At 69.4% G+C, this 23,540-nt stretch carries 26 protein-coding genes and 3 pseudogenes; 10 read left to right on the top strand and 19 right to left on the bottom strand.

The window, feature by feature from the left end:
• Positions 1 to 768, top strand: a complete 768-nt coding sequence (locus QQY66_RS32765; protein ID WP_301983911.1) for an amino acid ABC transporter ATP-binding protein — start codon at positions 1 to 3, stop codon at positions 766 to 768.
• Positions 769 to 848: 80 nt separating this feature from the next.
• On the opposite strand, the gene QQY66_RS32760 is transcribed toward QQY66_RS32765, so the two are convergent.
• Positions 849 to 1,622 (bottom strand): trans-aconitate 2-methyltransferase, encoded by a 774-nt coding sequence (locus tag QQY66_RS32760; RefSeq protein ID WP_301983910.1) that lies wholly within the window; start codon positions 1,620 to 1,622, stop codon positions 849 to 851.
• Positions 1,623 to 1,736: 114 nt separating this feature from the next.
• Between QQY66_RS32760 and QQY66_RS32755 the strand changes: the two genes are divergently transcribed.
• Positions 1,737 to 2,366 carry an ABATE domain-containing protein gene (locus tag QQY66_RS32755; protein WP_210572423.1) on the top strand — a complete coding sequence of 210 codons (630 nt, stop codon included), beginning with the start codon at positions 1,737 to 1,739 and terminating at the stop codon, positions 2,364 to 2,366.
• On the opposite strand, the gene sodX is transcribed toward QQY66_RS32755, so the two are convergent.
• Positions 2,270 to 2,704, bottom strand: a complete 435-nt coding sequence (gene sodX, locus QQY66_RS32750; RefSeq protein WP_301987571.1) for a nickel-type superoxide dismutase maturation protease — start codon at positions 2,702 to 2,704, stop codon at positions 2,270 to 2,272. The genes QQY66_RS32755 and sodX overlap by 97 nt on opposite strands.
• A gap of 50 nt (positions 2,705 to 2,754) precedes the next feature.
• Positions 2,755 to 4,389, bottom strand: coding sequence for a transposase (locus QQY66_RS32745; protein ID WP_301983909.1), 1,635 nt, complete (start codon positions 4,387 to 4,389; stop codon positions 2,755 to 2,757).
• Between the two features lie 289 nt (positions 4,390 to 4,678).
• Here QQY66_RS32745 and sodN point away from each other — a divergent pair, with 289 nt between their 5' ends.
• Positions 4,679 to 5,074: a superoxide dismutase, Ni gene (gene sodN / locus QQY66_RS32740; RefSeq protein WP_020123534.1), complete on the top strand. Its 396-nt coding sequence runs from the start codon at positions 4,679 to 4,681 to the stop codon at positions 5,072 to 5,074.
• A 114-nt stretch (positions 5,075 to 5,188) separates the two neighbouring features.
• Here sodN and QQY66_RS32735 read toward each other — a convergent pair whose 3' ends face one another.
• Both QQY66_RS32735 and QQY66_RS32730 read right to left on the bottom strand, forming a co-directional pair.
• Positions 5,189 to 6,007, bottom strand: a complete 819-nt coding sequence (locus tag QQY66_RS32735; protein ID WP_301983908.1) for a class I SAM-dependent methyltransferase — start codon at positions 6,005 to 6,007, stop codon at positions 5,189 to 5,191.
• Positions 6,004 to 6,798, bottom strand: coding sequence for a hypothetical protein (locus QQY66_RS32730; RefSeq protein WP_301983907.1), 795 nt, complete (start codon positions 6,796 to 6,798; stop codon positions 6,004 to 6,006). The genes QQY66_RS32735 and QQY66_RS32730 overlap by 4 nt, the downstream gene beginning before the upstream one ends.
• Positions 6,799 to 6,821: 23 nt before the next feature.
• Here QQY66_RS32730 and QQY66_RS32725 point away from each other — a divergent pair.
• From QQY66_RS32725 to QQY66_RS32715, 3 pseudogenes are all read left to right on the top strand, one after another.
• A pseudogene (locus tag QQY66_RS32725) lies at positions 6,822 to 7,013 on the top strand (hypothetical protein); the annotation flags it as partial.
• Positions 7,014 to 7,054: 41 nt separating this feature from the next.
• A pseudogene (locus QQY66_RS32720) lies at positions 7,055 to 7,275 on the top strand (RNA-binding protein); the annotation flags it as partial.
• Between the two features lie 4 nt (positions 7,276 to 7,279).
• Positions 7,280 to 7,456, top strand: a pseudogene (locus QQY66_RS32715) (NUDIX hydrolase); the annotation flags it as partial.
• A 227-nt stretch (positions 7,457 to 7,683) separates the two neighbouring features.
• Here QQY66_RS32715 and QQY66_RS32710 read toward each other — a convergent pair.
• A complete protein-coding gene (locus QQY66_RS32710) occupies positions 7,684 to 9,294 on the bottom strand; it encodes an AMP-binding protein (protein WP_301983906.1) in 1,611 nt (536 codons plus the stop codon).
• A 1-nt stretch (position 9,295) separates the two neighbouring features.
• Positions 9,296 to 10,243 carry a crotonase/enoyl-CoA hydratase family protein gene (locus QQY66_RS32705; protein ID WP_301983905.1) on the bottom strand — a complete coding sequence of 316 codons (948 nt, stop codon included), beginning with the start codon at positions 10,241 to 10,243 and terminating at the stop codon, positions 9,296 to 9,298.
• Positions 10,244 to 10,422: 179 nt separating this feature from the next.
• On the opposite strand from QQY66_RS32705, the gene QQY66_RS32700 reads away from it, so the two are divergent.
• A complete protein-coding gene (locus QQY66_RS32700; protein ID WP_301983904.1) occupies positions 10,423 to 11,022 on the top strand; it encodes a TetR/AcrR family transcriptional regulator in 600 nt (199 codons plus the stop codon).
• Between the two features lie 597 nt (positions 11,023 to 11,619).
• On the opposite strand, the gene QQY66_RS32695 is transcribed toward QQY66_RS32700, so the two are convergent.
• Positions 11,620 to 12,252 carry a B3/4 domain-containing protein gene (locus tag QQY66_RS32695; RefSeq protein ID WP_301983903.1) on the bottom strand — a complete coding sequence of 211 codons (633 nt, stop codon included), beginning with the start codon at positions 12,250 to 12,252 and terminating at the stop codon, positions 11,620 to 11,622.
• A gap of 475 nt (positions 12,253 to 12,727) precedes the next feature.
• Here QQY66_RS32695 and QQY66_RS32690 point away from each other — a divergent pair, with 475 nt between their 5' ends.
• Positions 12,728 to 13,348, top strand: a complete 621-nt coding sequence (locus QQY66_RS32690; protein ID WP_301983902.1) for a LysE/ArgO family amino acid transporter — start codon at positions 12,728 to 12,730, stop codon at positions 13,346 to 13,348.
• 137 nt (positions 13,349 to 13,485) lie between these two features.
• On the top strand, positions 13,486 to 13,767 hold the full coding sequence (locus QQY66_RS32685; protein WP_301983901.1) for a hypothetical protein: 282 nt from the start codon (positions 13,486 to 13,488) through the stop codon (positions 13,765 to 13,767).
• Positions 13,768 to 14,163: 396 nt separating this feature from the next.
• Here the strand turns inward: QQY66_RS32685 and ppk2 are convergent, their stop codons facing one another.
• The 3 genes from ppk2 to QQY66_RS32670 are packed head-to-tail and all read right to left on the bottom strand — an operon-like array spanning position 14,164 to position 16,480.
• Positions 14,164 to 15,051, bottom strand: a complete 888-nt coding sequence (gene ppk2 / locus QQY66_RS32680; protein WP_301983900.1) for a polyphosphate kinase 2 — start codon at positions 15,049 to 15,051, stop codon at positions 14,164 to 14,166.
• Between the two features lie 27 nt (positions 15,052 to 15,078).
• The gene (locus QQY66_RS32675; protein ID WP_301983899.1) at positions 15,079 to 15,312 is read right to left on the bottom strand and encodes a hypothetical protein; all 234 of its coding nucleotides are present in this window, start codon (positions 15,310 to 15,312) and stop codon (positions 15,079 to 15,081) included.
• Between the two features lie 16 nt (positions 15,313 to 15,328).
• Positions 15,329 to 16,480: an inorganic phosphate transporter gene (locus QQY66_RS32670; RefSeq protein ID WP_301983898.1), complete on the bottom strand. Its 1,152-nt coding sequence runs from the start codon at positions 16,478 to 16,480 to the stop codon at positions 15,329 to 15,331.
• Between the two features lie 147 nt (positions 16,481 to 16,627).
• Here QQY66_RS32670 and QQY66_RS32665 point away from each other — a divergent pair, with 147 nt between their 5' ends.
• Positions 16,628 to 17,362, top strand: a complete 735-nt coding sequence (locus tag QQY66_RS32665) for a VOC family protein (RefSeq protein ID WP_301983897.1) — start codon at positions 16,628 to 16,630, stop codon at positions 17,360 to 17,362.
• Here QQY66_RS32665 and QQY66_RS32660 read toward each other — a convergent pair.
• The 8 genes from QQY66_RS32660 to QQY66_RS32625 form a co-directional block, all read right to left on the bottom strand.
• On the bottom strand, positions 17,359 to 17,598 hold the full coding sequence (locus QQY66_RS32660; RefSeq protein WP_301983896.1) for a hypothetical protein: 240 nt from the start codon (positions 17,596 to 17,598) through the stop codon (positions 17,359 to 17,361). The two genes, QQY66_RS32665 and QQY66_RS32660, sit on opposite strands and share 4 nt — an antisense overlap.
• Positions 17,595 to 17,918 carry a DUF952 domain-containing protein gene (locus tag QQY66_RS32655; RefSeq protein WP_301983895.1) on the bottom strand — a complete coding sequence of 108 codons (324 nt, stop codon included), beginning with the start codon at positions 17,916 to 17,918 and terminating at the stop codon, positions 17,595 to 17,597. Before QQY66_RS32655 ends, QQY66_RS32660 begins: the two co-directional genes overlap by 4 nt.
• 9 nt (positions 17,919 to 17,927) lie before the next feature.
• A complete protein-coding gene (locus tag QQY66_RS32650) occupies positions 17,928 to 19,127 on the bottom strand; it encodes an RNA polymerase sigma factor (protein ID WP_301983894.1) in 1,200 nt (399 codons plus the stop codon).
• Positions 19,128 to 19,129: 2 nt separating this feature from the next.
• Positions 19,130 to 19,543 (bottom strand): YciI family protein, encoded by a 414-nt coding sequence (locus tag QQY66_RS32645; RefSeq protein ID WP_301983893.1) that lies wholly within the window; start codon positions 19,541 to 19,543, stop codon positions 19,130 to 19,132.
• Positions 19,544 to 19,630: 87 nt separating this feature from the next.
• Complete coding sequence (locus QQY66_RS32640; RefSeq protein ID WP_301983892.1) at positions 19,631 to 19,840, bottom strand: hypothetical protein; 210 nt, start codon at positions 19,838 to 19,840, stop codon at positions 19,631 to 19,633.
• Between the two features lie 181 nt (positions 19,841 to 20,021).
• Positions 20,022 to 20,621, bottom strand: a complete 600-nt coding sequence (locus QQY66_RS32635; RefSeq protein WP_301983891.1) for an N-acetyltransferase — start codon at positions 20,619 to 20,621, stop codon at positions 20,022 to 20,024.
• Positions 20,622 to 20,881: 260 nt separating this feature from the next.
• On the bottom strand, positions 20,882 to 22,021 hold the full coding sequence (locus QQY66_RS32630) for a family 2 encapsulin nanocompartment cargo protein polyprenyl transferase (RefSeq protein WP_301983890.1): 1,140 nt from the start codon (positions 22,019 to 22,021) through the stop codon (positions 20,882 to 20,884).
• Between the two features lie 111 nt (positions 22,022 to 22,132).
• Positions 22,133 to 23,536 carry a family 2B encapsulin nanocompartment shell protein gene (locus QQY66_RS32625; protein ID WP_301983889.1) on the bottom strand — a complete coding sequence of 468 codons (1,404 nt, stop codon included), beginning with the start codon at positions 23,534 to 23,536 and terminating at the stop codon, positions 22,133 to 22,135.
• Between the last annotated feature and the right edge of the window lie 4 nt (positions 23,537 to 23,540).

Genomic DNA, 23,540 nt, shown 5'->3' with positions numbered 1-23,540 from the left:
ATGAGCACCACCGCAATGGTCAAGTCTGAAGGCGTCCACAAGTCCTTCGGCCCGGTCGAGGTCCTCAAGGGCATCGACCTGGAGGTGAAGTCCGGCGAGGTCTTCTGCCTCATCGGCCCCTCCGGCTCCGGCAAGTCGACCTTCCTCCGCTGCATCAACCACCTGGAGAAGATCAACGCCGGTCGCCTGTACGTCGACGGAGAGCTGGTCGGCTACCGCCAGAAGGGCGACAAGCTGTACGAGCTCAAGGACAGCGAGGTCGCGCTGAAGCGCCGGGACATCGGCATGGTCTTCCAGCGGTTCAACCTGTTCCCGCACATGACGGCGCTGGAGAACGTCATCGAGGCCCCGGTGCAGGTCAAGGGCGTCGGCAGGACCGAGGCGCGGGAGCGTGCGGGCCAGTTGCTGGAGCGGGTTGGCCTCGCCGACAAGGCGAAGACCTACCCGTCCCAGCTCTCCGGCGGCCAGCAGCAGCGCGTCGCCATCGCCCGGGCCCTCGCGATGGACCCGAAGCTGATGCTCTTCGACGAGCCGACCTCGGCCCTCGACCCGGAGCTGGTCGGCGACGTCCTCGACGTCATGCGCGACCTCGCCGAGTCCGGCATGACGATGATCGTCGTCACCCACGAGATGGGCTTCGCCCGCGAGGTCGGCGACAGCCTGGTCTTCATGGACGGCGGCGTGGTCGTCGAGTCCGGCAACCCGCGCGATGTGCTGACCAACCCGCAGCACGAGCGGACGCAGGCGTTCTTGTCCAAGGTGCTCTGACGGTCGTACGAACAAGGGGCGGTACGGAGGTTTCCGTGCCGCCCCTTTGGCATGTGGCCGCTTCAGCGGAAGCCGGGGTGCTACTTCAGCGCCAGCAGCAGCGTGTCCGAAGGCGAGCACCACACCGGCCGCGCCTCCCCGAACCCCTTCTCGCGCAGTACGCGCGCGTGCCAGGCGGGGGACGGCATGTCGCCGTCGGCGTGCTCGCCGTAGATCTCGAAGCGGCGGGCGGTCGGCTCGGCGAGGACGGGGTCCTTGCCCGCGAGCTGCCACCACTCGGCCCAGTCGAGGGCGCCGTCCCGCTTGGCCTGATCCATGCGGGCGTGCCGCAGGGCGCGTTCGGCCTCGTTGATCCGGGGCGTCGTGTCGTCGATCATGTGGTCCGCGTTCATGAAGACACCGCCGTCGCGGACGAGACCCGCGACCTGACCGTAGAGGGCCGCGAGGGGTTCGCTGTGCAGCCAGTGCAGGGCCGTGGCGGTCAGGACGGCGTCGTACGACTGATGCGGCAGCCGCGCAGGCCAGTCGGGGTCCTTGAGGTCGGCGGTGACGAAGGTGACGCGGTCGTCGCCCGCGAAGGTGCCCTCGGCGATGGCGAGGAGTGCCGGGTCGAGGTCGACGCCGGTGCTGGTGGCGTCCGGGAACCGGGCGAAGAGCCGGGCCGTGATACTTCCCGTGCCGCAGGCGAGGTCGAGGACGCGCGGGGCGGGGCCGACGAGGGCCTCGATCATGTCGAGCATGATCCTGAAGCGTTCCTCCCGGTCCGGCATGTACCACTCCTGCTGCCGGTCCCAGCTCTCCTGCCAGGCCTGCCAGTCGGCCCCGGTTGTCGTGGTGGTGTCGGTGTCCGTCATCGAGACCCTCCGTCGCACATGTCACGTGACACCCGTCACGTAATACCCTGGAAGCACGATCGGCTGTTACCCCGACCGCAGCATGACCATAGAACGCCTCCGTAAGGACTACAAGTGGAACTGGCCTATTACTCGGATTACGCCGTCCGTCTCGTCAACAGCGAGGAACCGGCCCGGGGCAAGGACTCACTGACCTCGGTCGAGGCCGTTCGCGACCTGTTCGGCGGCAACCAGTCGGCGGCCCGCCGGGCCACCGACGCGGACGTGACACGGTTCCGCTCGGTCCGAGGGCGGCTGCGCGCGGTCTTCGAGGCGGCTGACAAGGGCGACGAGACCCTGGCCGTGGACCTGCTGAACTCCCTGCTCCTGGAGTTCCCGGTGAGCCCGCAGATCTCCGGACACGACTTCCGGGACGACGACGGCCGCCCGCTGTGGCACATGCACCTCGCGGACCACCCGTCGAACGCGACGGCGGGCTACGCGGCCATCGCGGCGATGGGCCTGGCCTTCCACCTCACCGAGTACGGCGTGGACCGCCTCGGCCTGTGCGAGGCGGCACCCTGCCGCAACGCCTACCTCGACACCTCGACCAACCGCTCCCGGCGCTACTGCTCGGACCGCTGCGCCACGCGCGCCAACGTGGCCGCCTACCGCGCCCGCAAGCGCCTGGAGGCCGACCGGTCGGAGAAGACGGGCCTGGCGGCCGACACCGCCCAGCGCACCAGCGCGAACGGCGAGCGCTGACCGGGCTTCAGCGGCCGGTACCGAAAACGCACCCTCCCGAGCACCAGCTCCTCGGGGACGGCCCCGTAGTCGGTGCTGTCGCCCCCGGCGTACGCGTTGTCCCCGAGCACCCACCAGCCGCCCTCGCGCCGCTCCGCGACCCGCTTGACGACGAGCAGGTCCTGCTGGAACGGATGCCGCAGGACGACGACGTCACCAGGCCCGACCCTGGCTCCCCACTGCACCACCAACTGGTCTCCGTGATACAGCGTGGGCACCATCGACGGCCCGGTCACCTCGGCCACCCCGAATGGCAGGAACGACCTCCCGCGCTCGGTCTCCTGCGACAGCTCCGGCATCCCCGGCACCTCCCCGGTTCGGTCCTCCACCAGTCTCAGTCTGACCGTTCCTAAAGACCGAGCGGTAGTGAGTCCTGGTGCCAGGACCCATGCTCAGTCGCGTGCCCCGAACGGTGTTGGGCACGCCGGTCGCCCGCTTTCGCGCCACCGCCGGGCGGCGCGCATCCGGTGCGCGGTCCGGGCAGGTGGGGGCGGGTTTCCTCACGCCGCCGGGTCTCCGGTCGGGCCTGGACGATCCGATGCCCCGCAGGATCGCTCCGGTGCTGCGGGGGCGGTGCCGTCCGACGGCTGATCGGATGCCCGAGGGCGCGTCGCCCGACAGCGATGCTCGCCGCATCGTGCCGGGACATCTCACGTCGTGGGGTGGTCAGGGGTTTCTGCCAGTGCTGGGCACCCCACCGGCTGGTATAGGCCGGATCGACCGCGACGACGGCAATGTCCTGCTCGGCGGTCATCGAGATCAGCCGGGCCTTGAGGCGGGCGGTGGGGAAGCGGGAGATCAGGCGGCGGAAGCGTTTGTTGCGGCCGTGCTGCTCCCGGCTGGTGCCCTCGGTGAAGTCGAGGTCCTCGAGGGCAATCGCGGCGGTCCCGCAGCGTTGGGTGTAGTGCAGCAGTCGGGTCAGCGCATGCCGGATCTGCGCATCCCGGTGGTCGGCGCTGCCGCTGAGGTCGTAGAAGAAGCGCTGCGGCTCCCCGACCGGGTTGCCGTGCACATCGAGGTGCCAGGCGGCCAGGTGGTCGTCGTTCATGTCCACCCCCACCACCCCCCGGGCCAGCGCCGCCTCCAGTGGCAGGACCGGGGTGGCGGCGCGCTGCCAGGACGCGGTCACATACCAACGGTCGCGGAGAACGTCGTGGTGGATGCGGTAGGCCACCGCCCGGTTCGCGATGATCCGGTCGCGCCACCCCGCACCCCGGTGCCGGAAGCGTACGGTCGCATCCAGCACGTATCGGCCGTGCGGGGCGTTGGCCCGGTGAGCAAGCGGCGCCGGGAGCTTGAGGGAGATGTGGCCGGTGTCGGTGACGCGGAGAGTCTCGTTGCCGAACCGTTTGCCGGACTCCCCGTCCGCGGCCAGGAACATCCGCGCCGCCTGCCACCGCTGTCGCCACTGCTGCTCGGTCAGCCCGGCTGCCTCCAGGTGGTGGCGGGTGTTGGCGAGGCGCTTGCCACCGCGCACCACGTGCACCCGGCCCGCCGACCAGTCCGCTTCGACCGCCTCCAGCCGCGCCTTCAAGGCCTGCAGGCGGCGTGCCTTGGCGTGCCACTCACCTCGCGAGGCATAGCCGCGCGGCAGTTCCTCTCGCTTGTCCGCCTTGGCGCCCAGCGGGCGGGCCAGCCGCGCCTCGATCGAGGCGATCTGCCCGCGCAGCCAGGCCAGGTGGGCGGCCTGCCCGCGCCGGGCCAGCGCCCACTGATCATGCGTGGCCTTGATGATGCTGCCCGCCCAGCGCGCCGACGACTTCCCCGTCAACTCCCGCTTGCGCTCCGCCCACGAGGCCGCGTCGTGCGCCATACCCCGCCGGGACCGCTCTGCGAGATCACCCGCGGCCAGCGAGCCCAGGAACGTCCCGACCTCAAGCAGCACAGCCGCATCCGACTCGGACACCCGCCACCGGTCCCGGATGGCCACCCCGGCGGGACCGGACACCACGTACGACGCCGCCAACTTCCGCAGCCCGCCCACCCGTTCACCCCCGCCCGGCCGAAGATCCCGTCACGGCAGTCAACGAGCCCCGCCCTCAAAGGTCACCCATTCGACCCAAGAACCCCCGTTCCCCACTCAGGCGCACATTGAACACACGTCCGACCTCGACACTCACTCACAGTCACCGGAAGCCACTGCTGCTTAAGTACATCTGCAGCAGTTCCCCACCCCGGACTTTTGTCCTAAGCCCATGGGGGCACTCGCGAAATCCCGTCCGTCACGGAGTAATGTCCCACCTGAGAAGACGATCACGAGGAAGGACAGCTCAATGCTCTCCCGCCTGTTTGCCCCCAAGGTCAAGGTCAGCGCACACTGCGACCTGCCCTGCGGTGTGTACGACCCGGCCCAGGCCCGCATCGAGGCGGAGTCGGTGAAGGCCGTGCAGGAGAAGATGGCCGCCAACGACGACCCGCACTTCCAGGCCCGCGCCACCGTCATCAAGGAGCAGCGCGCCGAGCTCGCCAAGCACCACGTCTCGGTGCTCTGGAGCGACTACTTCAAGCCCCCGCACTTCGAGAAGTACCCGGAGCTGCACCAGCTGGTCAACGACGCCCTGAAGGCCCTCTCGGCCGCCAAGGCCTCCACCGACCCGGCGACCGGCCAGAAGGCCCTCGACTACATCGCCCAGATCGACAAGATCTTCTGGGAGACCAAGAAGGCCTGACGTCAAGTCAGCTTCGATCGACCGGCGATCGGTGCACCATCGCGGGTCGACGAGCACCATGAAGGGGCCCGGTCGGTTGTCCGACCGGGCCCCTTCGGCGTCGCGTGCGTCCTTTCAACGACGGCAAACGAGAATGCCACCTCGGCAGTTGATCTCGAAGGCGCCCTGCTGCGCGATGTGCTCGGCGAGGATGGCACGAGCCCTGTCGATGGTCTCCTCGAACGGCACGTCGTGCTGGTCCGCCCACGCCTGATACGAGGCCATGTGGGCGATGACGGGCTCGGGGTCGCGGACGGTGATGGCGCCGGGCAACTCGATCGTCTCCACGCGGCCGAACTCCTCGCCGAGGAAGGCCGGGGCCTTCTCCAGTGTGAAGCGGGCGCTGAGGGAGATGCGAGCCGGGCCGCGTCCGGTGCCGAGGACGTCGCCTGCGGCCCGTTGCCACAGGTCGTCGAGTTCGGGCTTGTCGCGGGCACTGTTGGTGGAGGCGATCAGCAGCCCGTCACGGGTGACGACGCGGGACAGTTCCTCGACCGCCTGCGGGATGTCCGGGACGTGGTAGAGCATGTGCATCGCCAAGGCGGCTTCGACACCCTCCGTTGCCAGAGGCAGGCGAGTGACGTCCGCAACGGCGACCGGGCCAGGGACGCCGACGAGCATGCCGGGAGCGAGGTCAAGGCCCAGTACGGCCAGGTCGGGCCTGTCCCGGCGGAGTCGTTGGACATACGTGCCGTTGCCGCAGCCGACATCGACGACGCGTCCGCGCACCTCGCTCAACTGCCCGGCGACGATGCCCGGCAGGTCGTAACGGGGCTTCTTCCACTCGTAGAGCGCCTGGCGTGCGGCGAGGTCCCGGTCGCTGCGGTAGGCGCGCCCGGCGAGGCGCGCTCGGTCTGTGACGGCGGCGTCGTGTGCGGCGGACAGTTCGCTCACGTCGGCAGCTCCGGTAGGCGGGCGGCAGGTGAGGCCGCGAGGACGGCCCTGTGTTGGAGTCGTTCGCGTAGGTATGCGGCCTGCGCGGCTCCACCGTACTGCGGGCCGCTCAGCTCCCGGCCCAGAGCGGTGAGTCGGCGCACGATGCTGGCCGACATGCGCTCGGGCGTGGATTCGAGGACGAAACCGAGCATCGCCTCGGTACCGTCCAGGTCGCCCAGGAGCAGATGACCACGGGCTAGATCGACATGGGCAGCGAACAGATCACCTACCGACTGGTCGTCGTCCTCGGCACTGCGGTAGAGCCGGATCGCGGTGTTCGCGCTGGCGACGGCCCGCCGCACGTGCTCCCGCCCGCCCACGGCCAGGTAGCTCGTCCCCACGTACGCGAACTGCTTGCCGGCCGGCAAGGCGAAGACGCCCGGCGCCTCGTCGTGGCCGGGCACCGCTTCACGAGAGCGTTCGGCGTCCGCCAGCGCGGCCACCGCGCCCGCTCGGTCGCCGGCTATGGCCAGTGCCCGTGCCTCCAGGCTCGCCAGCCGGGCTCCAATGGTGCCGCCAACCCGTTGGTGACGGCCGGCCTGCGCCAGCCGCGCCGCCTGCTCGTACCGCCCGGTCCAGTAGGCGATCAGGGATGTCACCGCGCATACCCAGGCCGGCATGCCCTCGTGCCCGGCCGCTTCCGCGCAGGCCCGGGCCGTACGGGCATGTGTGGCCGCAGAGTCGTAGTCGCCCATGTCCAGGCAGACGTGTGCGGACAGCCCGCACAGCCGTGAGGCCGCGACGTACAAGTCGACGCTCTGCCGGGGGCGCTGGCGCCCGCGCAGTAACTCTGATCCGCGAAGGCCGTGCACCTCTACCAGAAGGTGCAGCTGACTGGATGCTCGACACCCGTCAGTGGCCCGGCACCATCGCTGAGTATGTAGAGCAACTGCTGGCCATGACCGATACCTTGCTGTCCGACCCCCGGCACTTCTTCCGCGCCTACTCGGCCGCCGAGATCGGCCCGGATGATGACCGCACCAGCCACCAGGAGGTTCCCGCCCCATGACCGACACCACCGCCCGCGTCCGCGAGCTCAACCTTTACCGCCGGTACTTCGGCCTCGTTGCCGTATCAAGGGCACCGATGAGACCTGCGACGTGAGGGTCAAACGGGTCGCGGAGTACGCCGATTTCGAGGCCCTACTCGACGGCGAGGGACCGGCCAACGTCAATCCGACCGCCACTCGCGAACAGCAGCTCAACAACATCCGAACCATCTACCCGCTCCATGACCCTGCTGGTCGCCGCCGTCATCGTCCACGACAAAGCCACCAACCGCGTCGTCCTCCTCCAGCGCAGCCAGAACGCCAAGTTCGCCCAGGGCATGTGGGACCTGCCCGTCGGCAAGAGCGAGCCCGGTGAGCCGATCACGGAAACGGCTGTGCGCGAGCTGTACGAGGAGTCTCAATGATTCAGTCAAGTGCCAGCGCACTCGCATTGTGAGTGCGGCGTCGTGCCCCTGCTGCAGAACGTTGCTGTGGCGAGTGAGCCTAAGCAACCAGTCCCAAAGCGAAGGTGACACCCGCGCTCAGCTGAGCTTCTTCGCAGCCCTGTTGGCCTTCGCCTCCCACCGCACGTCGGACAGGCCGGCGACGAGTCGGCCCTGCACGAGGCCGGAACTGGTCTTCGGGATCAGGCCGGGAGCTGCTTGAGTGCCCCATCGGTGATCTGATCGCGTAGGACGAACTTCTGCAGCTTGCCCATGGCGTTGCTGGGAATCTGCCCGGTGACGTACCAGTCTTTGGGAGTCTTGGCCGGGGCCAGGTGCCTGCGGACCAGCTCGTGCAGCTCGGTGGCCGACGGCGGGTTCGCCGCGTCCTGTAGCTCGATCACCGCAGCGATGATCTCGCCCCACTGCTTGTCCGGGACACCCACGACGACCGCTCTGGCGACGCCTGGATGGCTGGTGAGTACGGCCTCGATCTCGCGTGGGTAGATGTTCTCTCCACCACGAATGATCATGTCCTTCATGCGGCCGGTGACCCGGAGGTATCCGCGCTCGTCCAGGACCCCCAGGTCCCCGGTGTGCACCCAGCCCTCGGCGTCGAGGGTGTCCCGGGTCTGCTCAGGCATGTCGAAGTACTCGAGCATCGCCTGGTAGCCCCGGGCACAGATCTCCCCCTGCTCGCCGATCGGCACGGGCCGGTCTCCGCCCGGCTCGACAAGACGGATCTCCACGTTGGGCAGGGGCCGCCCAACAGTGCCGCACTTGTCCTCGATCGAGTCGTCCGGGCTGGCCTGGGTGATGATCGGGCTGAGTTCGGTCTGCCCGTACACGGTGGAGAACCTCGCCCCGAAGCGGCGTTCGACCTCACGCACGAGATCAGGCGGGACCGTGTCGCCCCCGGAGAGGGCGACTTGGAGGGAGGACAGGTCGAAGGAGTCGAAGTCGGGGTGCGCCAGCAGCCCGAGCATCATCGCCGGGACGCCGGCGTAGAGGTCGGCGCGGTACTCCTGGATCGCGGAGAGCACCAGCGCGGGATCGAACTGCCGGCAGATCACTACGGTGCCGTGGCTGGCCGCGGTCCCCAGCACCGACATCCCGCACGCCGCGGTGTGGAAGAGCGGCAGCGCTGTGGCCCACACACCGTGGCGGGGAAACTGCGCACGCTGGTGGACGTAGTGGGCGGCGGTGATCAGACCACGGTGGTGCAGCAGGGCGCCTTTGGGGAATCCGGTGGTGCCCGAGGTGTACTGCAGCTGGGCGGCAGCATTCGGCTCGACCGCAGGCAGCGGCTGCGGCAGTCCGTCGAACGCCTTCAGCTCGGCATGCCAGGTCTCGAACCGGATCGCCTCGCGGATCTGGGGTATCTGCCGGCGGACCTGCTCGGCGATCACGGCCATGTCGGTGCCCCGGAAGGAGTCGCTGTAGGCGATACCGACCGACTTCGACTGGCGCAGCACGTACTCCAGTTCGCCGGCGCGCAGTGCCGGGTTGGCCGTGACCAGGACCAGCCCGGCCAGTGCCGCCCCGTACTGCAGCACAATCCACTCGGGGACGTTCCGCGCCCACACGGTCACGTGCTCACCCGGACGGAATCTCGTGAGCAGCCACTGCGCGGCGTGGTTGGCGTCGGCGAGCAGCTCGCGGTAGGCCCACACCTGCGCCGGCTGCTCCGGTGCGCAGGCGATCAGTGCCGGCCGGTCGGGTTCGGCCTCCGCTACGTCCCGCAGCAGCCCGCCGACGGTGAGATCGAGGATCTTCGCGCCGGTCTGTGCGGGGAGGTACGAGATCCCCGTCATGTCACGCCTCCTTACCTGACATGTCGGACGAAGCGCCGTCGGTGCGATCCCTGGCAACCTCCTCTGCGGTGGGCACGGGGCCCCCGCCGTTGGGGACCCAGCGGCCGGTGTCGCGCCAGCGCACCGCCTCGGCGAAGCCATGCTCGGCAGAGAAATCACGGAACCAGCGGCCCTCCGGGGAGTGGCGGGTGATGCCGTCGAAAAGCGTGGCAAGGATCTGGGTGCCGTGCAGACCCATGTTGTCGTACGCCTGGTTGACCATCATCTTCTGCATGGCGAGCTGGTTGATCGGCACGCCGGCGATGCGGTCGGCGAGCTCCTCCACCGTGCGGTCCAGGTCCTCGGCGGGGACGGCGTCGACGACCAGGCCCCAGTCGGCAGCCTGGCGGCCGTCGATCTTGTCACCGGTCAGCAGCATGCGCTTGGCCTTCTCCGCGCCGAGCCGGTAGACCCACATCGCCGTGGTCGGGCAGCCCCACACCCGAGCGGGCATGTAGCCGATCTTCGCATCCTCGGCCATCACCACGAGATCGCAGGACAACGCGATGTCGCTGCCCCCGGCGACGGCGTAGCCATGAATCTTCGCGATGGTCGGCTTCAGCGAACGCCAGAGGGTGAAGAAGTTGTCGGTGTTGGACTTCATCATCTGGAAGTCCTGGATCGGATCCCACACCGGCGGCTGGGTGTCCACGCCGTCCTCGGCGTAGTGGTGCAGGTCGTAGCCGGAGCAGAACGCCCGCCCCGCTCCCTGCAGGATGATCACGTGGACTGACGGGTCCTCATTGGCCCTGGCCACGGCGGCAGCGATCTGGGCGGCCATGTCGTGGGTGATGGCATTGAGCCGCTCGGGCCGGTTCAGCGTCAGGTACGCCTTGCGGTCACGCACCGCGTAGAGCACGACGTGCTCGGACTCCACGTAGACCCGCTCCTTCGTCTGGTCCTGCGCCATGCTTCTCCCTTTGATCATGTGGCCATGGATGACGCCGCACCGTCCGGCGGCACACCAAGGGGCCCCACGCCCTCACCACCCGAGGAAGAGATCTCGGTGCCCCACCCTGTCTTCACTGACAGACTATCCGGTCTGTGAAATGCTCACAAGGGATGCGTTCGCACCGTAGGCTCGGGCCCATGACGGCTCCCCTGACCCGTAAGCAACAGCGTGAACAGACGCGCATGCGGCTGCTCGATGCGGCCGTGGACTGTCTGATGGAATTCGGCTACGCGGGCACCACAACCCAGCGGATCCAGGACCGGGTCAATCTGTCCCGGGGTGCGCTGTCGCACCACTTCGCCTCAAAGACGGACCTGTTGGTCGCCGCCATCCATCACATCGCCGACCAGCGCCTGGAACTGCTGCGGTCGGCGGCCGACGAAATCGAGCCGGGGCCGCACGCACTGCCCCAGGTGGTCTCAGTGATCCAAACCGCGATGTCCGGGCCTCCCTTCCTGGCCGCGCTTGAACTGTGGATCAGCGCCCGCACCGATCCACAACTGCGTGCCGCACTGATCCCCCCGGAGCGGCGATTGGGCCGCGCCCTGCGTGAGATCTTCGAGAAGGCCACCGCACAGACGGACCCGGCGCAGGTCCGGTTGGCCTTCGACGTGTTGCTGATCTTCCTGCGGGGCCTCGCGATCACCAGCATTCTGCGCAACGATGACGACTCCCGGGACGAAGTCGTGAGCTACTGGCTCGATCACATGGCACCCAGGCTGCTCGGTGACGAGTGACCGTTGCTGCCGTCTCTCGCCTGTCGGGCCGACGAGACCACCCCCAATTGGGTGAGCAACAGTCCTTGAGTTCCTGAACCCCGCGCCTGGTTCCTCCTGCTCGTTCCGTGCCTGGACCAGGACCTGTTCACTCCTTGGCCTCTGCGAACGCCTCCCCACCCAGGACCCGGCCGACCGCCGTCAGCAGGTGGCAGATCCGGCCGAACCACGAACCCCGTCCGCCGGGTTGATTGCCTCCCTGGCAACCATCGCCCGGCTCGACACCGATCCGGCCGGCGCCACCCTGTGCTGCCTCCTCCTCGGGCCCCAGCCGTCCCGTAGCCCGTACGAGACACCCACAGTCATCGAGCAGCGCATGCGCACCCTCGCGACCGCCCTCGCCCTCGGACCGGCCACGGCACCACTCCCCGACATCGGGCCCCGTCTGCGCCTCCTCAGCCGGCCCTGGACGCTGCTCCTCCGCCAACGAACACCGGTCGCCCTCGTCCTTGGCCTCAGCGCAAGCGGGACCCGCCGTGACAGTCCACCCGTCTCGCTGAGCACCGCGCTCTCCCACGGTGACGGGCATGAACCCCGGTGTCCGCAACCGCACTTCGCTTATGCGCAATCTTCGAGGAACAGCACGGCGTCCACAGTGGTGTGTGTGACCTTGGTGTTGTCGGCGTCTCGATGGTTCCAGTGCCGGGTCAGGACCTGTTGGCCGTCGGCGTACACCACTTCGCCTGGCAGCGGCGTCTCCCGCTCCTCGGGCTGTCCGAGAGGGATGTGCACGTCATCAGGACGCGCGTAGCGCAGCGCGAAGCCGTGTCGGACGTGCTCCAGGTCGTAGCCGCCGGTAGGCAGCGTGTATCGCAGGGAGATGACGTTGCAGGTGTCGACGAGCGGTGAGATCCGCGGCAGCCGACCGGACTTCGCGAGCCGGCGCCCCAAAGCATCGACGCTCGGGCGCATACGGCGTGGATTGGTCCCGAAGCTGCGTAGCAGGCTGTGCCAGGCTGCGATGGCGGGATGGCCCTCGTCGGGCATGTGCCGATGGCCGTCGGCCACCTCGGCTTCCAGGGCGGACAGTTCCGCATCGGTCTCCGTCCATGGCCCGGAATTGTCCACGCCGAGGGCCAGGATCACTGCGGTCCGGCAATCCGGATAGCGGGCAGCGATCTCCGGAGCGATGCTGAGACACAGGCGGCGTTCGGCACGTGGGGCGAGCTGAGGGGTGACGGCGTCGGTCATTCAGGCGGTTTCCTGACTTCACAGGCTGAGGCGGGGATCCCTGCGCGTCTCAGTCGGTGTGGGCGCAGATGATCTTGCGCCTCGTGCAACGAACAGGGGCAGGCGATGTCACTCGTCGGCGCTGTGGACGTGAATCGCGTGTGTCTTTGTGAGACACAACCAGGTGACCGGCTCCCACTGTGGTGGCGTCAGGACCGGCCGGGTCCCGTCCAGCTCAGGCCACTCCACTTCAGACCACGACCCGTCGTGCCTTCAACGGGCCACCCCCGAGATGGCCGGTTCCACGCCCAACGTGGCCGAAGTTCCGCGAACGTGGTTACTCGAAGGGATCTCTCCCGCCATCGGGCCGGACGTGCTGGAGAAGGCCCAGCAGGAACTCGCGAACCGGGTCGCACCCCATGCCGCGTCGGTCACCCTCCATGCCTTCGACCCGGCACGGGAGACGACGGTTTCCTGGACGCCCACGCACTGATCCATGGACGTCTACTTCGCGGGGATGATGCTCGGCCTGGCCATGATCACTCCGATCGGGCCGCAGAACATCTTCCTGATCAACCAAGGTTTCACCTTCGGCGTGCCCCGAGTATTCGTCGCGGTCGTGGCCGCCGGGATCTGTGACACCGTGCTGATATCCCTCGGCGGAGCCGGGACCTCTGCGGTGCTGGAGCGCATACCCGGCATCAAAGAGTTTCTGCTGGCCGCCGGGGTGGTCTTTCTGACTTATCTGGCGGTCAAGTCCTTCCGCTCATCCTTCCGCTCACGGCCGGAGGACTTCGACCAGTCCACGGCCCCGGAGATGCGCTGGCCACGCGTGGTCGCCCAGTGCGCCTCAGTCACCGTCCTCAACCCCCATGCGGTGCTGGACGTCGTGGGCATCCTCGGCGTGGCCATCGCGGCCCAGGACCCAGCCCACCGCCCCGGCTCCACGGCAGGCGCCGTGAGCGCCTCATGGCTCTGGTTCACCGCCCTCGCACTGGGCGCCTCGACGCTGCGACGCTGGCTCACTCCGCACCGCCGTGTGTGGATCGACCGGGTCTCTGGAGCCTTGCTGCTCGTCTTCGCGGCCCTCTTCGCCGGCGAACTCCTGCGTCCCTGATCCCACTTCACACTCGCCTCCAGTCCTCTTCGCTCGAATCCCGTTCGGCCCCGTCGACCCGCACCCGAAGGGAGTCGCACCATGCTCAAGATCGGCTCAGTGCAGCAGAGCGCCTGGGGGACCTGCCCATCGACTCCATGCCACTGGCCGCCGGCTACTTGAAGGCCGTGATCGACGCGGACCCGGACCCCGCGCCGGAGACCGATGTCCGCATCCACAACGTACGTGGCAGATGGTCCATCACACAGATGGCCCGAATGATCTTCGGCGACGGGGACACACCCGACGTCCTCGCCTTCTCCGTACTGGGCTGGAACTACCGCAATTTCGCCTGCCTCGCCGAACTCTTCAAACAGCTCAACGGGTCTTCCGCGAGTGCCCGTCCATCGACATCGTCGTCAACGGCGAGGGCGAACTGACCTTCAGGGACACAGCGAACTGGCGGGAGATCGGTCGGCACATGTACGCCTTCGAGCGCTGGGGGCGCCCTGTCCACCACCCCCGGGAACCCCGCTTCCCGAAGGGTGGCACGAGGCCGACGGCGAGTACGTGAGTGAGGAGGTCACCTTCCCGTACCCCCTCGCAGACGCCCTGGACGGGATCGCGGCCGGGGATCTCACTCCGCCCGAAGCACAGGAGACGCGCTACGTGTTCCGCGGCATGAGCGGCTTCTACCAGCACCTCGACAACCACGAGACCGGCGCCCACAAGTCAGCTTCAATCGACCGGCGATCGGTGCGCCGTCGCGGGTCGACGATCACCATGAAGGGGCCTGGTCGGTTGTCCGGCCGGGCCCCTCGCCGTTCCGGGGCGGATCACCGCTCCGTGTCGTCCTCCCCCGCCTCCAGCAGGTTCGCCGCCGCGCCCACGATGCGCGGGTCCGGCGTGCCGACGATTTCGTGGTCCTTGTCGTTGTAGTCGAAGCGGGCCAGCACGCTGCGCATGGCCTCGACGCGGGCGCGCTTCTTGTCGTTGGACTTCACCACGGTCCAGGGCGCCTGTTCGGTGTCCGTCTCGCGGAACATGGCGACCTTGGCGGCGGTGTAGTCGTCCCAGCGGTCCAGGGAGGCCAGGTCCATCGGGCTGAGTTTCCACTGCCGTACGGGGTCGACCTGGCGGATGGTGAAGCGGGTGATCTGTTCCTTCTGCGAGACGGAGAACCAGAACTTGATCAGGTCCACGCCGTCGTCGACCAGCATCCGCTCGAACAGCGGGGCCTGGCGCATGAAGCGCCGGTACTCGTCGTCCGAGCAGAAGCCCATCACCCGTTCCACACCGGCCCGGTTGTACCAGGAGCGGTCGAACAGGACGATCTCGCCGGCGGTCGGGAGGTGTTCGACGTAGCGCTGGAAGTACCACTGCCCACGCTCGCGCTCCGTGGGCTTCTCCAGCGCCACGACCCGGGCACCACGCGGATTGAGGTGTTCCGTGAAGCGCTTGATCGTGCCGCCCTTGCCGGCCGCGTCCCGTCCCTCGAAGACGATGACGAGCCGGCGGCCGGTCTCCTTGATCCAGCTCTGCAGCTTCAGCAGTTCTATCTGCTGGAGCCGCTTGTGCCACTCGTACTCCTTGCGCTCCATGCGCTCGGCGTACGGGTAGTTCTCCCGCCAGGTCTCGACCGGGTTTCCATCCGGCTTGATCAGAACAGGCTCGTCGAGGTCGCTGTAGTCGACCGTCAGTCCTGACAGCAGTGGCGTGGTCATCCTGTCGCCCTCCCCGGCTTCGGTGCTTCAGTGGAATTGCGGCACGATCAGATAGATGCCGTACGCGACGACCGCCGCACAGGCGAGAAAACAGAGCCCGGCCTGGGCGAGGCCGAGCGCATGGGTGCCTCCGTCAGTCTCCCTCGTCCCCTCGACGCGGGCGAGCCCGAGTACACCGAGGGCGAAGACGACCACCACGGCCACGGTGACGCCGAGGCTCACCGCGGCGACCTGACCGAGGGCGCTCCAGTCCAGCTGCATGTCCAACTCCCCTTGCTCAGGCGGCCGTGCCGACGCTCGCCGGCTCCGTACGGATCGAGACCTCGTGGTGGTCGTTCACGTTCTTCGCGTCCACCGGGTTGCGGCGCGAGGCGACGACGATGCCGCCCGCCACCGCGGCGGCGACCAGCGCGACCACCACGATGCCGACGTTGCCACCGTGGGTGACCAGGCTCGCGGCGAGGCCGCCCACGATCGCGGCGGACGGCAGCGTGATCAGCCAGGCGATCACCATCCGGCCGGCGACGCCCCAGCGCACCTCCGCCAGACGCCTGCCCAGTCCCGCGCCGAGGATGCTGCCGGAGGCGACCTGGGTGGTGGACAGGGCGAAGCCGAGGTGGGCGGAGGTGAGGATGACGGTGGTCGACGCGGTCTCGGCGGCGAAGCCCTGCGGCGACTGGATCTCGGTCAGGCCCTTGCCCATGGTGCGGATGATCCGCCAGCCGCCGAGGTAGGTGCCGAGGCCGATCGCGAGACCGGCGGACGCGATGACCCACAGCGGCGGACCGGCGTCGTGGCCGAGGGCGCCCGCGGAGATCAGGGTCAGCGTGATGACGCCCATGGTCTTCTGCGCGTCGTTCGTGCCGTGCGCGAGGGAGACGAGCGAGGCGGAGGCGATCTGCCCGACCCGGAAGCCCTTGGTCACGGACTTCTCCCGGGCCCGTGCGGTGAGCCGGTAGGCGAGATACGTCGCGATCAGCGCGGCGACACCGGCGACGACCGGCGAGGCCACCGCCGGGATCAGCACCTTCTCGAGCACCTTGTCGAAGTGCACGCCGTTCGCGCCCGCACCGACCCACACGGCACCGATCAGCCCGCCGAACAGGGCGTGCGAGGAACTCGACGGCAGTCCGGCCAGCCAGGTCAGCAGGTTCCACAGGATCGCGCCGACCAGCCCGGCGAAGATCATCCCTGGTGTGACGAGCGTGTCGTCCACGATGCCGCCGGATATCGTCTTGGCCACCTCGGTGGAGAGGAAGGCACCGACGACGTTCAGCACACCGCTCACCAGCACCGCTGTACGTGGTGAGAGCGCTCCTGTCGCGATGGACGTCGCCATCGCGTTGGCAGTGTCGTGGAATCCGTTGGTGAAGTCGAAGGCCAGCGCTGTGACGATGACGACCGCCACGAGGAACGTGATGTGATCCATTGTTCGAGCAAAGCAAGCGCTTCCCAATACCCGGCGAACTGGAGGCAAAGGCTCCGTCTGGGTCGTCTTTAACATCTGCAAATTCCAGCGCCGGGCGTCCGGGAAATCGGGCGGAGCGGCTACGGCCCTCCGTCCTACGATCACCCCATGACCATCCGCTGGACCTACGCCTTCGTCGACCGCCCCGCCGGGCTCCTCGACCGCGCCGCCGCATTCTGGACGGCCGTCACGGACACACGCCTCTCGCAGCCGCGAGGCGACCAAGGGGAGTTCGCGACCCTGCTCCCCGGCGCGGCGGACGCCTGCGTGAAGGTCCAGGGGGTCGACTCCGGCGCGGGCGGAGCGCATCTCGACTTCGCGGTGGACGACGTACGGGGCCTGGTGACGTCAGCGCTCACATCAGGCGCGGATGTCGTCGCCGACCACGACGACTGGGCGGTGCTCCGCTCCCCCGCCGGGCAGCTGTTCTGCGCCGTGCCCTGGCACGGAGAGTCGGTACGGCCGCCCGTGGTGCGCGGCACCCGGCTCGACCAGGTCTGCGTCGACGTACCGCCGTCGCTGTACACCGCCAAAGTCGCCTTCTGGAGCGGCCTGTTGGCGAGCTGGGCGTCGGCGCCCGGCTCCCTCCCCGAGTTCCATGTGCTCAAGCCGCCGCCCGGGCTGCCCATCCGCATCCTGCTCCAGCGGCTCGGCGAGCAGCGCCCCGCCTCCGCCCACCTCGACCTCGCCTGCGCCGACATCCCGGCGACCCGCGCCGCGCACGAGCGCCTGGGCGCGTCCTTCGTCGCCGCGGGCCGCCACTGGACGGTGATGCGGGACCCGGCGGGCGGCACGTACTGCCTGACGGGCCGCGATCCGGAGACGGGCGGGCTGCCGGGCTAGCGGATCGTCGCATACGCGCACACGAAGTCCTCCTCCGGCTGAAACGTCGCGGACGGGCAGAGAGACTCCACGTCCGACCGCACCAGCGGAGCCGGGTCCTCCGTCTCCTCCCAGCCGTACGGCTCCGGCGGCTCCGCCGAATCCTGCAGCCACAGCGTCAGCCCTCCCCCGACGACGACGGCGACCGCCCACACGGTGACGGCCCAGCGCCATGAGCGGCGTCGTGATGCCGTCACCGCCACACCTCCACATCCACCACCGCCCCCACCGGCACAGGCCCGTACACATGCGGGAACTCCTCGCCCCCGGCCTCCGCTGCCTCGTACTTCAGAGGTACGTCGAGCCGCTCGGGGTCGATGACCAGGACCACCAGCTCATCGGGCCCGTCGTACGAGCCGTACAGGAACTCGGCGACACCCGGGAGTTGGGCGCGGGTCGAGCAGTGGATGAAGCCCTCTTCCTGGAGGGTCCGGCCGCGAGTGGACATCTCGTACGTGCCCCGCGCGCGGGCGGCGTCCCAGAGGGAGCGTTCGGTGATGTGGAAGATGTGTGGCATGGAGTGAGGCTATGGCCTGAGCCGAGCCGCCCGCGCCTGCAAATAGCGTTGCTCCGGCAGGCTCAGGGTCTGTGCGGCGGCCGACTCGTAGGCGGCGCGGGCGGCTTCCGGTTCACCGGCCCGCTCCAGCAGATGGCCCCGCACGGCGTCCCGCCGATGCCCGGCGGCCCCTTCCAGTAGGTCGAGTTCCGCCAGTCCGGCGTACGGGCCGTCGACCATGGCCACCGCGACGGCCCGGTTGAGCCGCTCGACGGGACCGGGCACCAGCCGTACCAGCACGTCGTACAAGCCGAGGATCTCCTGCCAGTCGGTCGCCTCTGCGGACGGCGCCTCGTCGTGTACGGCGGCGATGGCGGCCCGCACCTGGTACGGGCCCGCAGGTCCGCGCGCCAGGGCCCTGGTGACCAGGGCGACGCCCTCATCGATCGCGGCCTTGTCCCAGCGGTCGCGGTCCTGTTCGTCGAGCGGGACGAGTTCGCCGTGCGGGCCGCTGCGCGCGTCGCGGCGGGCATCGGTGAGCAGCATCAGGGCCAGCAGGCCGGACACCTCGCCGGCCTCGGGGAGCAGCCGGTGGACCTCCCGGGTCAGCCGGATCGCCTCACCGGCGAGGTCACGCCGCTGGAGGCTGGTGCCGGAGGTCGCCGTATACCCCTCGTTGAAGATCAGATACAGGATCTGCAGAACGGCCGGCAGCCGCTCCTCCCAGTTGTCCGGCCGCCCGAAGCGCACGCCCCGCACCTTCTGCTTGGCCCGGCTGATCCGCTGCGCCATGGTCGCCTCGGGCACCAGATGGGCGCGGGCGATCTCCGCCGTGGTCAGACCGCCGACCGCGCGCAGGGTGAGGGCGATCTGCGCGGGCGGGGGCAGATCGGGGTGGCAGCACAGGAAGAGGAGGGAGAGCGTGTCGTCCTCGCGCGGCGCGCGGTCCTCGCCGGACGTCTCCCGTACGGCGAGCGCCGCCGCCCGCTCCTCCCGCGCCCGCCGCGCCTCCTCGCTGCGCAGCGCGTCGGTCAGCTTCCGCGAGGCCACCCTGATCAGCCACCCGCGCGGGTTGTCGGGAACGCCGGCCGACGGCCACTGCCCGGCCGCCGCGAGCAGCGCCTCCTGTACGGCGTCCTCGGCGGCGTCGAAATGGCCGTACCGCCGGACCAGCGCGCCGAGGACCTGCGGCGCGCACCGGCGCAGCAGGTCCTCGATGGTCTCGCTCACGGTCAGATGTCTCCGGCGCCGTCCTGGATGGGCCGGATCACCACCGGGTACTCGGGCGCCCCGGCGGGCTGGGGGCAGCGCTGGATGCGCGCGGCGATCTCCGTGACCCGCTCCAGGCTCGCGCAGTCCAGGACCCAGTAGCCGGCCAGCAGCTCCTTGGTCTCGCCGTACGGGCCGTCGGTGATCACGGGCTTGCCCTCCGCGTCCAGGCTGACGTGCCGGGTCTTCGCGGGCTCGGCCAGGCCCTGGCCGTCGACCATTTCACCGGTCTCGGCGAGGTCGTCGTTGAGCGCGTTCATGAAGGCGTACATCGCCTGGATGTCCTTCTCGGTCCAGGCCGGGGAGTGCGCGGAGGCGTTGCCCTTCATCGCCTCGTAGTCCGCCTGCGAGCCCTGCACCATCACCAGATACTTCATCAGTCCGCTCCTTCGGTTCGGGCCGCCCTCCGGTGGGCGGCTCTCACAGGGGACGTCGGAGCCGGCCGACGCTTCTCGACACGGGCTTCAGTTTTTCTCGGCGGCGGTGTTCTTCGGTGTGCTCTTCGCAGGCTCCTCGACGGGCTCGGTGCCGGTGTCGACGTATGCCTTGCACTCGGGGTTGTGGCACGGTCCCGGTACCCACACCGGAACCCATGCGCCCAGCGTCTTGTGGCGCTTGACGACTGTTTCGACGGGCTGTCCGCAGACGGGACAGGCGTGCTTTTCGCTGTCCATGTCCCAAGCGTAGAGCGGTAAGGGCCTCAGCGCTTCCTGCTGTACGTCCGCCGTACACGACCGGATACGACTTGATGACGAGTTCGTCGCCGCGCCCCGAAGGGGCGCGGGGAACTGCGCGACCAGCCACGACGGCGCCGCAGACGATCAACGACCAATCGCGGCACCACCAGCGGAGCGTCTAGCGGGGTTCGCGCCACATCGGCCACATCGACGGGCCGTCCGGGAGGCCGAGCACACGCCCGGTGAACTCGAAGCCGAGCCGCTCGTACAGCCGGCGGCTGCGGGCGCTGCTCGCCTCCAGATACGCGGGCAGGCCCTCACGGTCGCAGCGGTCGAGGGTCGCGGCGATGAGGGCGGTGCCGAGGCCCTTGCCCTGGTGACCGGGGGCGACGCCGATCATCCACAGATAGGCGTGGGCCCGGTGCGAGGGGTGGATCTCGGCCGTCAGGCGGGCGATCAGCTCGACGCGCTCGTTGTCCGGGTCGACGACCTCGCGCACCTGGGCGGCTTCGCTGTCGTCGGCGTGAGCGTCGGCCGGGTCCGCCGCGGGCACGGACAGCCAGAGCGCACAGGCCATGCCGTCCTCGGTGACGTCGATCCGCCCCTCGGCGAGCACGGCGTCCGTGAAGGCCGCCATCAGCCTGGGGTGGGTCGTACGGCGGTATTCGGCGCCGGGGAAGACCCAGCTGCTGACCGGGTCGTCCTGGAAGGCCTCGTCCAGGAGCCGGACCACCAGCTCCCGGTCGCCCTCGCCCGCCGTCCGGATCGCCACGCCCATGTGTCGCCCCTTCACCTCAACCGACCTTGATCATACGGCCGTTGAAGCCTGTGCGGTTGCTGCGCCGGTCCTCCGGGCGGCAACGGCGGCCCGTTCCTTCGGCCGGCGAGGGACGGGTCCCGCGCACCGTGGGGATGCGCGGGACCCGCCGTGCCGGAGCCCCCGGTGACCGTGCGGGGTCAGGAGCCGCACGGGCCGGAGGCTCCGGGGTCATTCCGGGAGGGCTTTCCGGTCGACGTCTGCTGTGACGTCACCCGACCTCAACTGCTCCGCCGCGTCACGAACTCCGCCAGCGCGAGCAGGCCCCCCGCCGCCTCCGGGTCCGGGACCGCCCGGGAGAGCTGTCGCATGGCGTGGGCCATGCGGTCGGCTGCCTGGGCCTGCGCCCAGTCACGGCCACCCGCCTGCTCCACGGCCCGTGCGGTGCGCTCCAGGTCGGCCTCCTGATACGGCCCTCGGTAGAGCTCGGCGAGTTCGGCGGCGGCCGGGGTGCCGGAGACCAGCGCGGCGACCACCGGCAGCGACTTCTTACGGACCGCCAGATCCGCTCCGGCCGGCTTGCCGGTGCGGCACGGGTCTCCCCATATGCCGATCACGTCGTCGATGAGCTGGAAGGCGAGCCCGGCCTCCCGGCCGAACGCGTCCAGCGCCTCGACGTCCTCCTCCGCCGCCCCCGCAAACAGCGCGCCCAGCGCACAGGCGCACCCGAGCAGCGCGCCCGTCTTCGCCTCGGCCATGGCGAGCACCTCGTCGAGGCCGACCTCGTCGGGGCCGCGCCGCTCCATGGCCACGTCCGCGTGCTGGCCTTCGCACAGTTCGACGACGCAGTCCGCGAGCCGGGCCCCGGCCGCCGCGGACGCCGGATGCGGGTCCTCGGCGAGCAGTCGCAGCGCGAGCGCCTGGAGGGCGTCCCCGGCGAGGATCGCGTCGGCGTCGCCGAACACGGTCCAGGCGGTGGGCCGGTGCCGTCGGGTGGTGTCCCGGTCCATCACGTCGTCGTGCAGCAACGTGAAGTTGTGGACCAGCTCCACCGCCGCGGCCGCCCGCACGGCCGCCGTCCGTGCCGCCGGTCCGCCGAGCGCGGCGGCCGCGGTGAGGACCAGCGCGGGACGGATCGCCTTGCCCCCGTTGCCCGCCGCCGGTGTGCCGTCCGCGTGCTCCCACCCGAAGTGATAGAGCGCGACACGGCGCATGGAGCCGGGCAGCGACTCGACGGCGGCGCGCAGTTCGGGTTCGACCGATGTCCGGGCGCGCTCCAGGATCGCCGGCGCCTCGTGCCCGTCGAGCCGGTCAGGCCCGGTGTCCGTCCGCTTCGCGATGGGCCCTTGCCTTTCCGGTGTCTCGGTGAACCGCCTTGGTCCGGCGGGGCGTTGCTTCGCCTCCGTCATGAACTCACCCATGGGATCGCCTCGGAGAGTCTGCGGGCGGTGGCGCTTCCGCTACGGCCGGGCGCCCACCCCGGGGGTGTCCCCGCCCTGACGGGCGGGGACACCGTGTGCGGACGGGGACGGTCACCAGCGGCCGATCTCGACGTTCTCCAGGACGCCGAGCGCGTCCGGCACCAGGACCGCGGCCGAGTAGTACGCCGTCACCAGGTAGTTGATGACCGCCTGTTCGTTGATGCCCATGAAGCGCACGGACAGGCTCGGCTCGATCTCGTCCGGGATCCCGGTCGCGTGCAGACCGATGACGCCCTGGTCGGACTCACCGGTACGCATCGCGATGATCGAGGTCGTACGGGCGTCGGTGACCGGGATCTTGTTGCACGGGAAGACCGGGACACCGCGCCAGGTGGGGATGCGGTTGCCGCCGATGTCGATGGTCTCGGGCACCAGTCCGCGCTTGTTCAGCTCGCGACCGAACGCGGCGATCGCGCGCGGGTGGGCGAGGAACAGCTTGGTGCCGCGGCGCCTGCTGAGCAGCTCGTCCATGTCGTCCGGGCCGGGCACACCGTCGTGCGGCTGGATGCGCTGCTCGTACTCGCAGTTGTTGAGCAGGCCGAACTCGCGGTTGTTGATGAGCTCGTGCTCCTGGCGCTCCTTCAGCGCCTCGACCGTCAGCCTGAGCTGCTGCTCGGTCTGGTTCATCGGCTTGTTGTAGAGGTCGGCCACGCGCGAGTGGATGCGCAGGACGGTCTGGGCGACGCTCAGTTCGTACTCACGGGGCCTGGCCTCGTAGTCGACGAAGGTGTGCGGGATGTCCGGTTCACCGGAGTGGCCGGCCGAGAGGTCGATCTCCTTCTCGCCGTACTTGTTGGTCCGCTGCTCGGGGATCGCGCGCAGCTGCTCGAAGTGCGCGTTCAAGGAGTCGGCGCGCTCCGCGATCTGCTCGACGTCCTGGCGGGAGAGGACGAGCACCGTGCACGCGGTGAGCGCGCGGGCCGTGTACTCCCAGATGGCGTCCGGGTCCAGCAGCGCCTGATCGCCGAAGTAGGCGCCGTCGGCGAGGACTCCGAGGCCTGCGTCGTCGCCGTACGGGCCGGTGCCGACCTTCTCCACCTTGCCGTGCGCGAGCAGATACACCTCGCCGGTCTGGCTGCCGAACTCGGCGATCACCTGGCCGGGGGCGAACTCCTGCTGCCGGCACCGCTGGGCCAGCTCGGAGAGCACCTCCTCGTCCTCGTACGACCGCAGGGCCGGCAGTTCGCGCAGCTCCGCGGGGATGACCTCGACGCGGTCGCCGGTCTTCACGAACGTCACGCGGGCGTCGCCCACGGCGTACGTGAGACGGCGGTTCACTCGGTATGTGCCGCCCTCTACATTCACCCAGGGCAGCATGCGCAGCAGCCAGCGGGAGCTGATCTCCTGCATCTGGGGTACGGACTTGGTGGTGGTGGCCAGGTTCCGCGCGGCCGCCGTGCCGAGACTCTGCTGCGGCCTGTCCTGCTCGGTGCGGACCTCTTCGCCTACCGACATAGTG

The sequence above is a fragment of the Streptomyces sp. DG2A-72 genome, assembly GCF_030499575.1.
In the GTDB taxonomy this organism is placed as follows: Bacteria; Actinomycetota; Actinomycetes; order Streptomycetales; family Streptomycetaceae; genus Streptomyces.
This window is presented reverse-complemented; position numbering and strand designations above follow the sequence as displayed.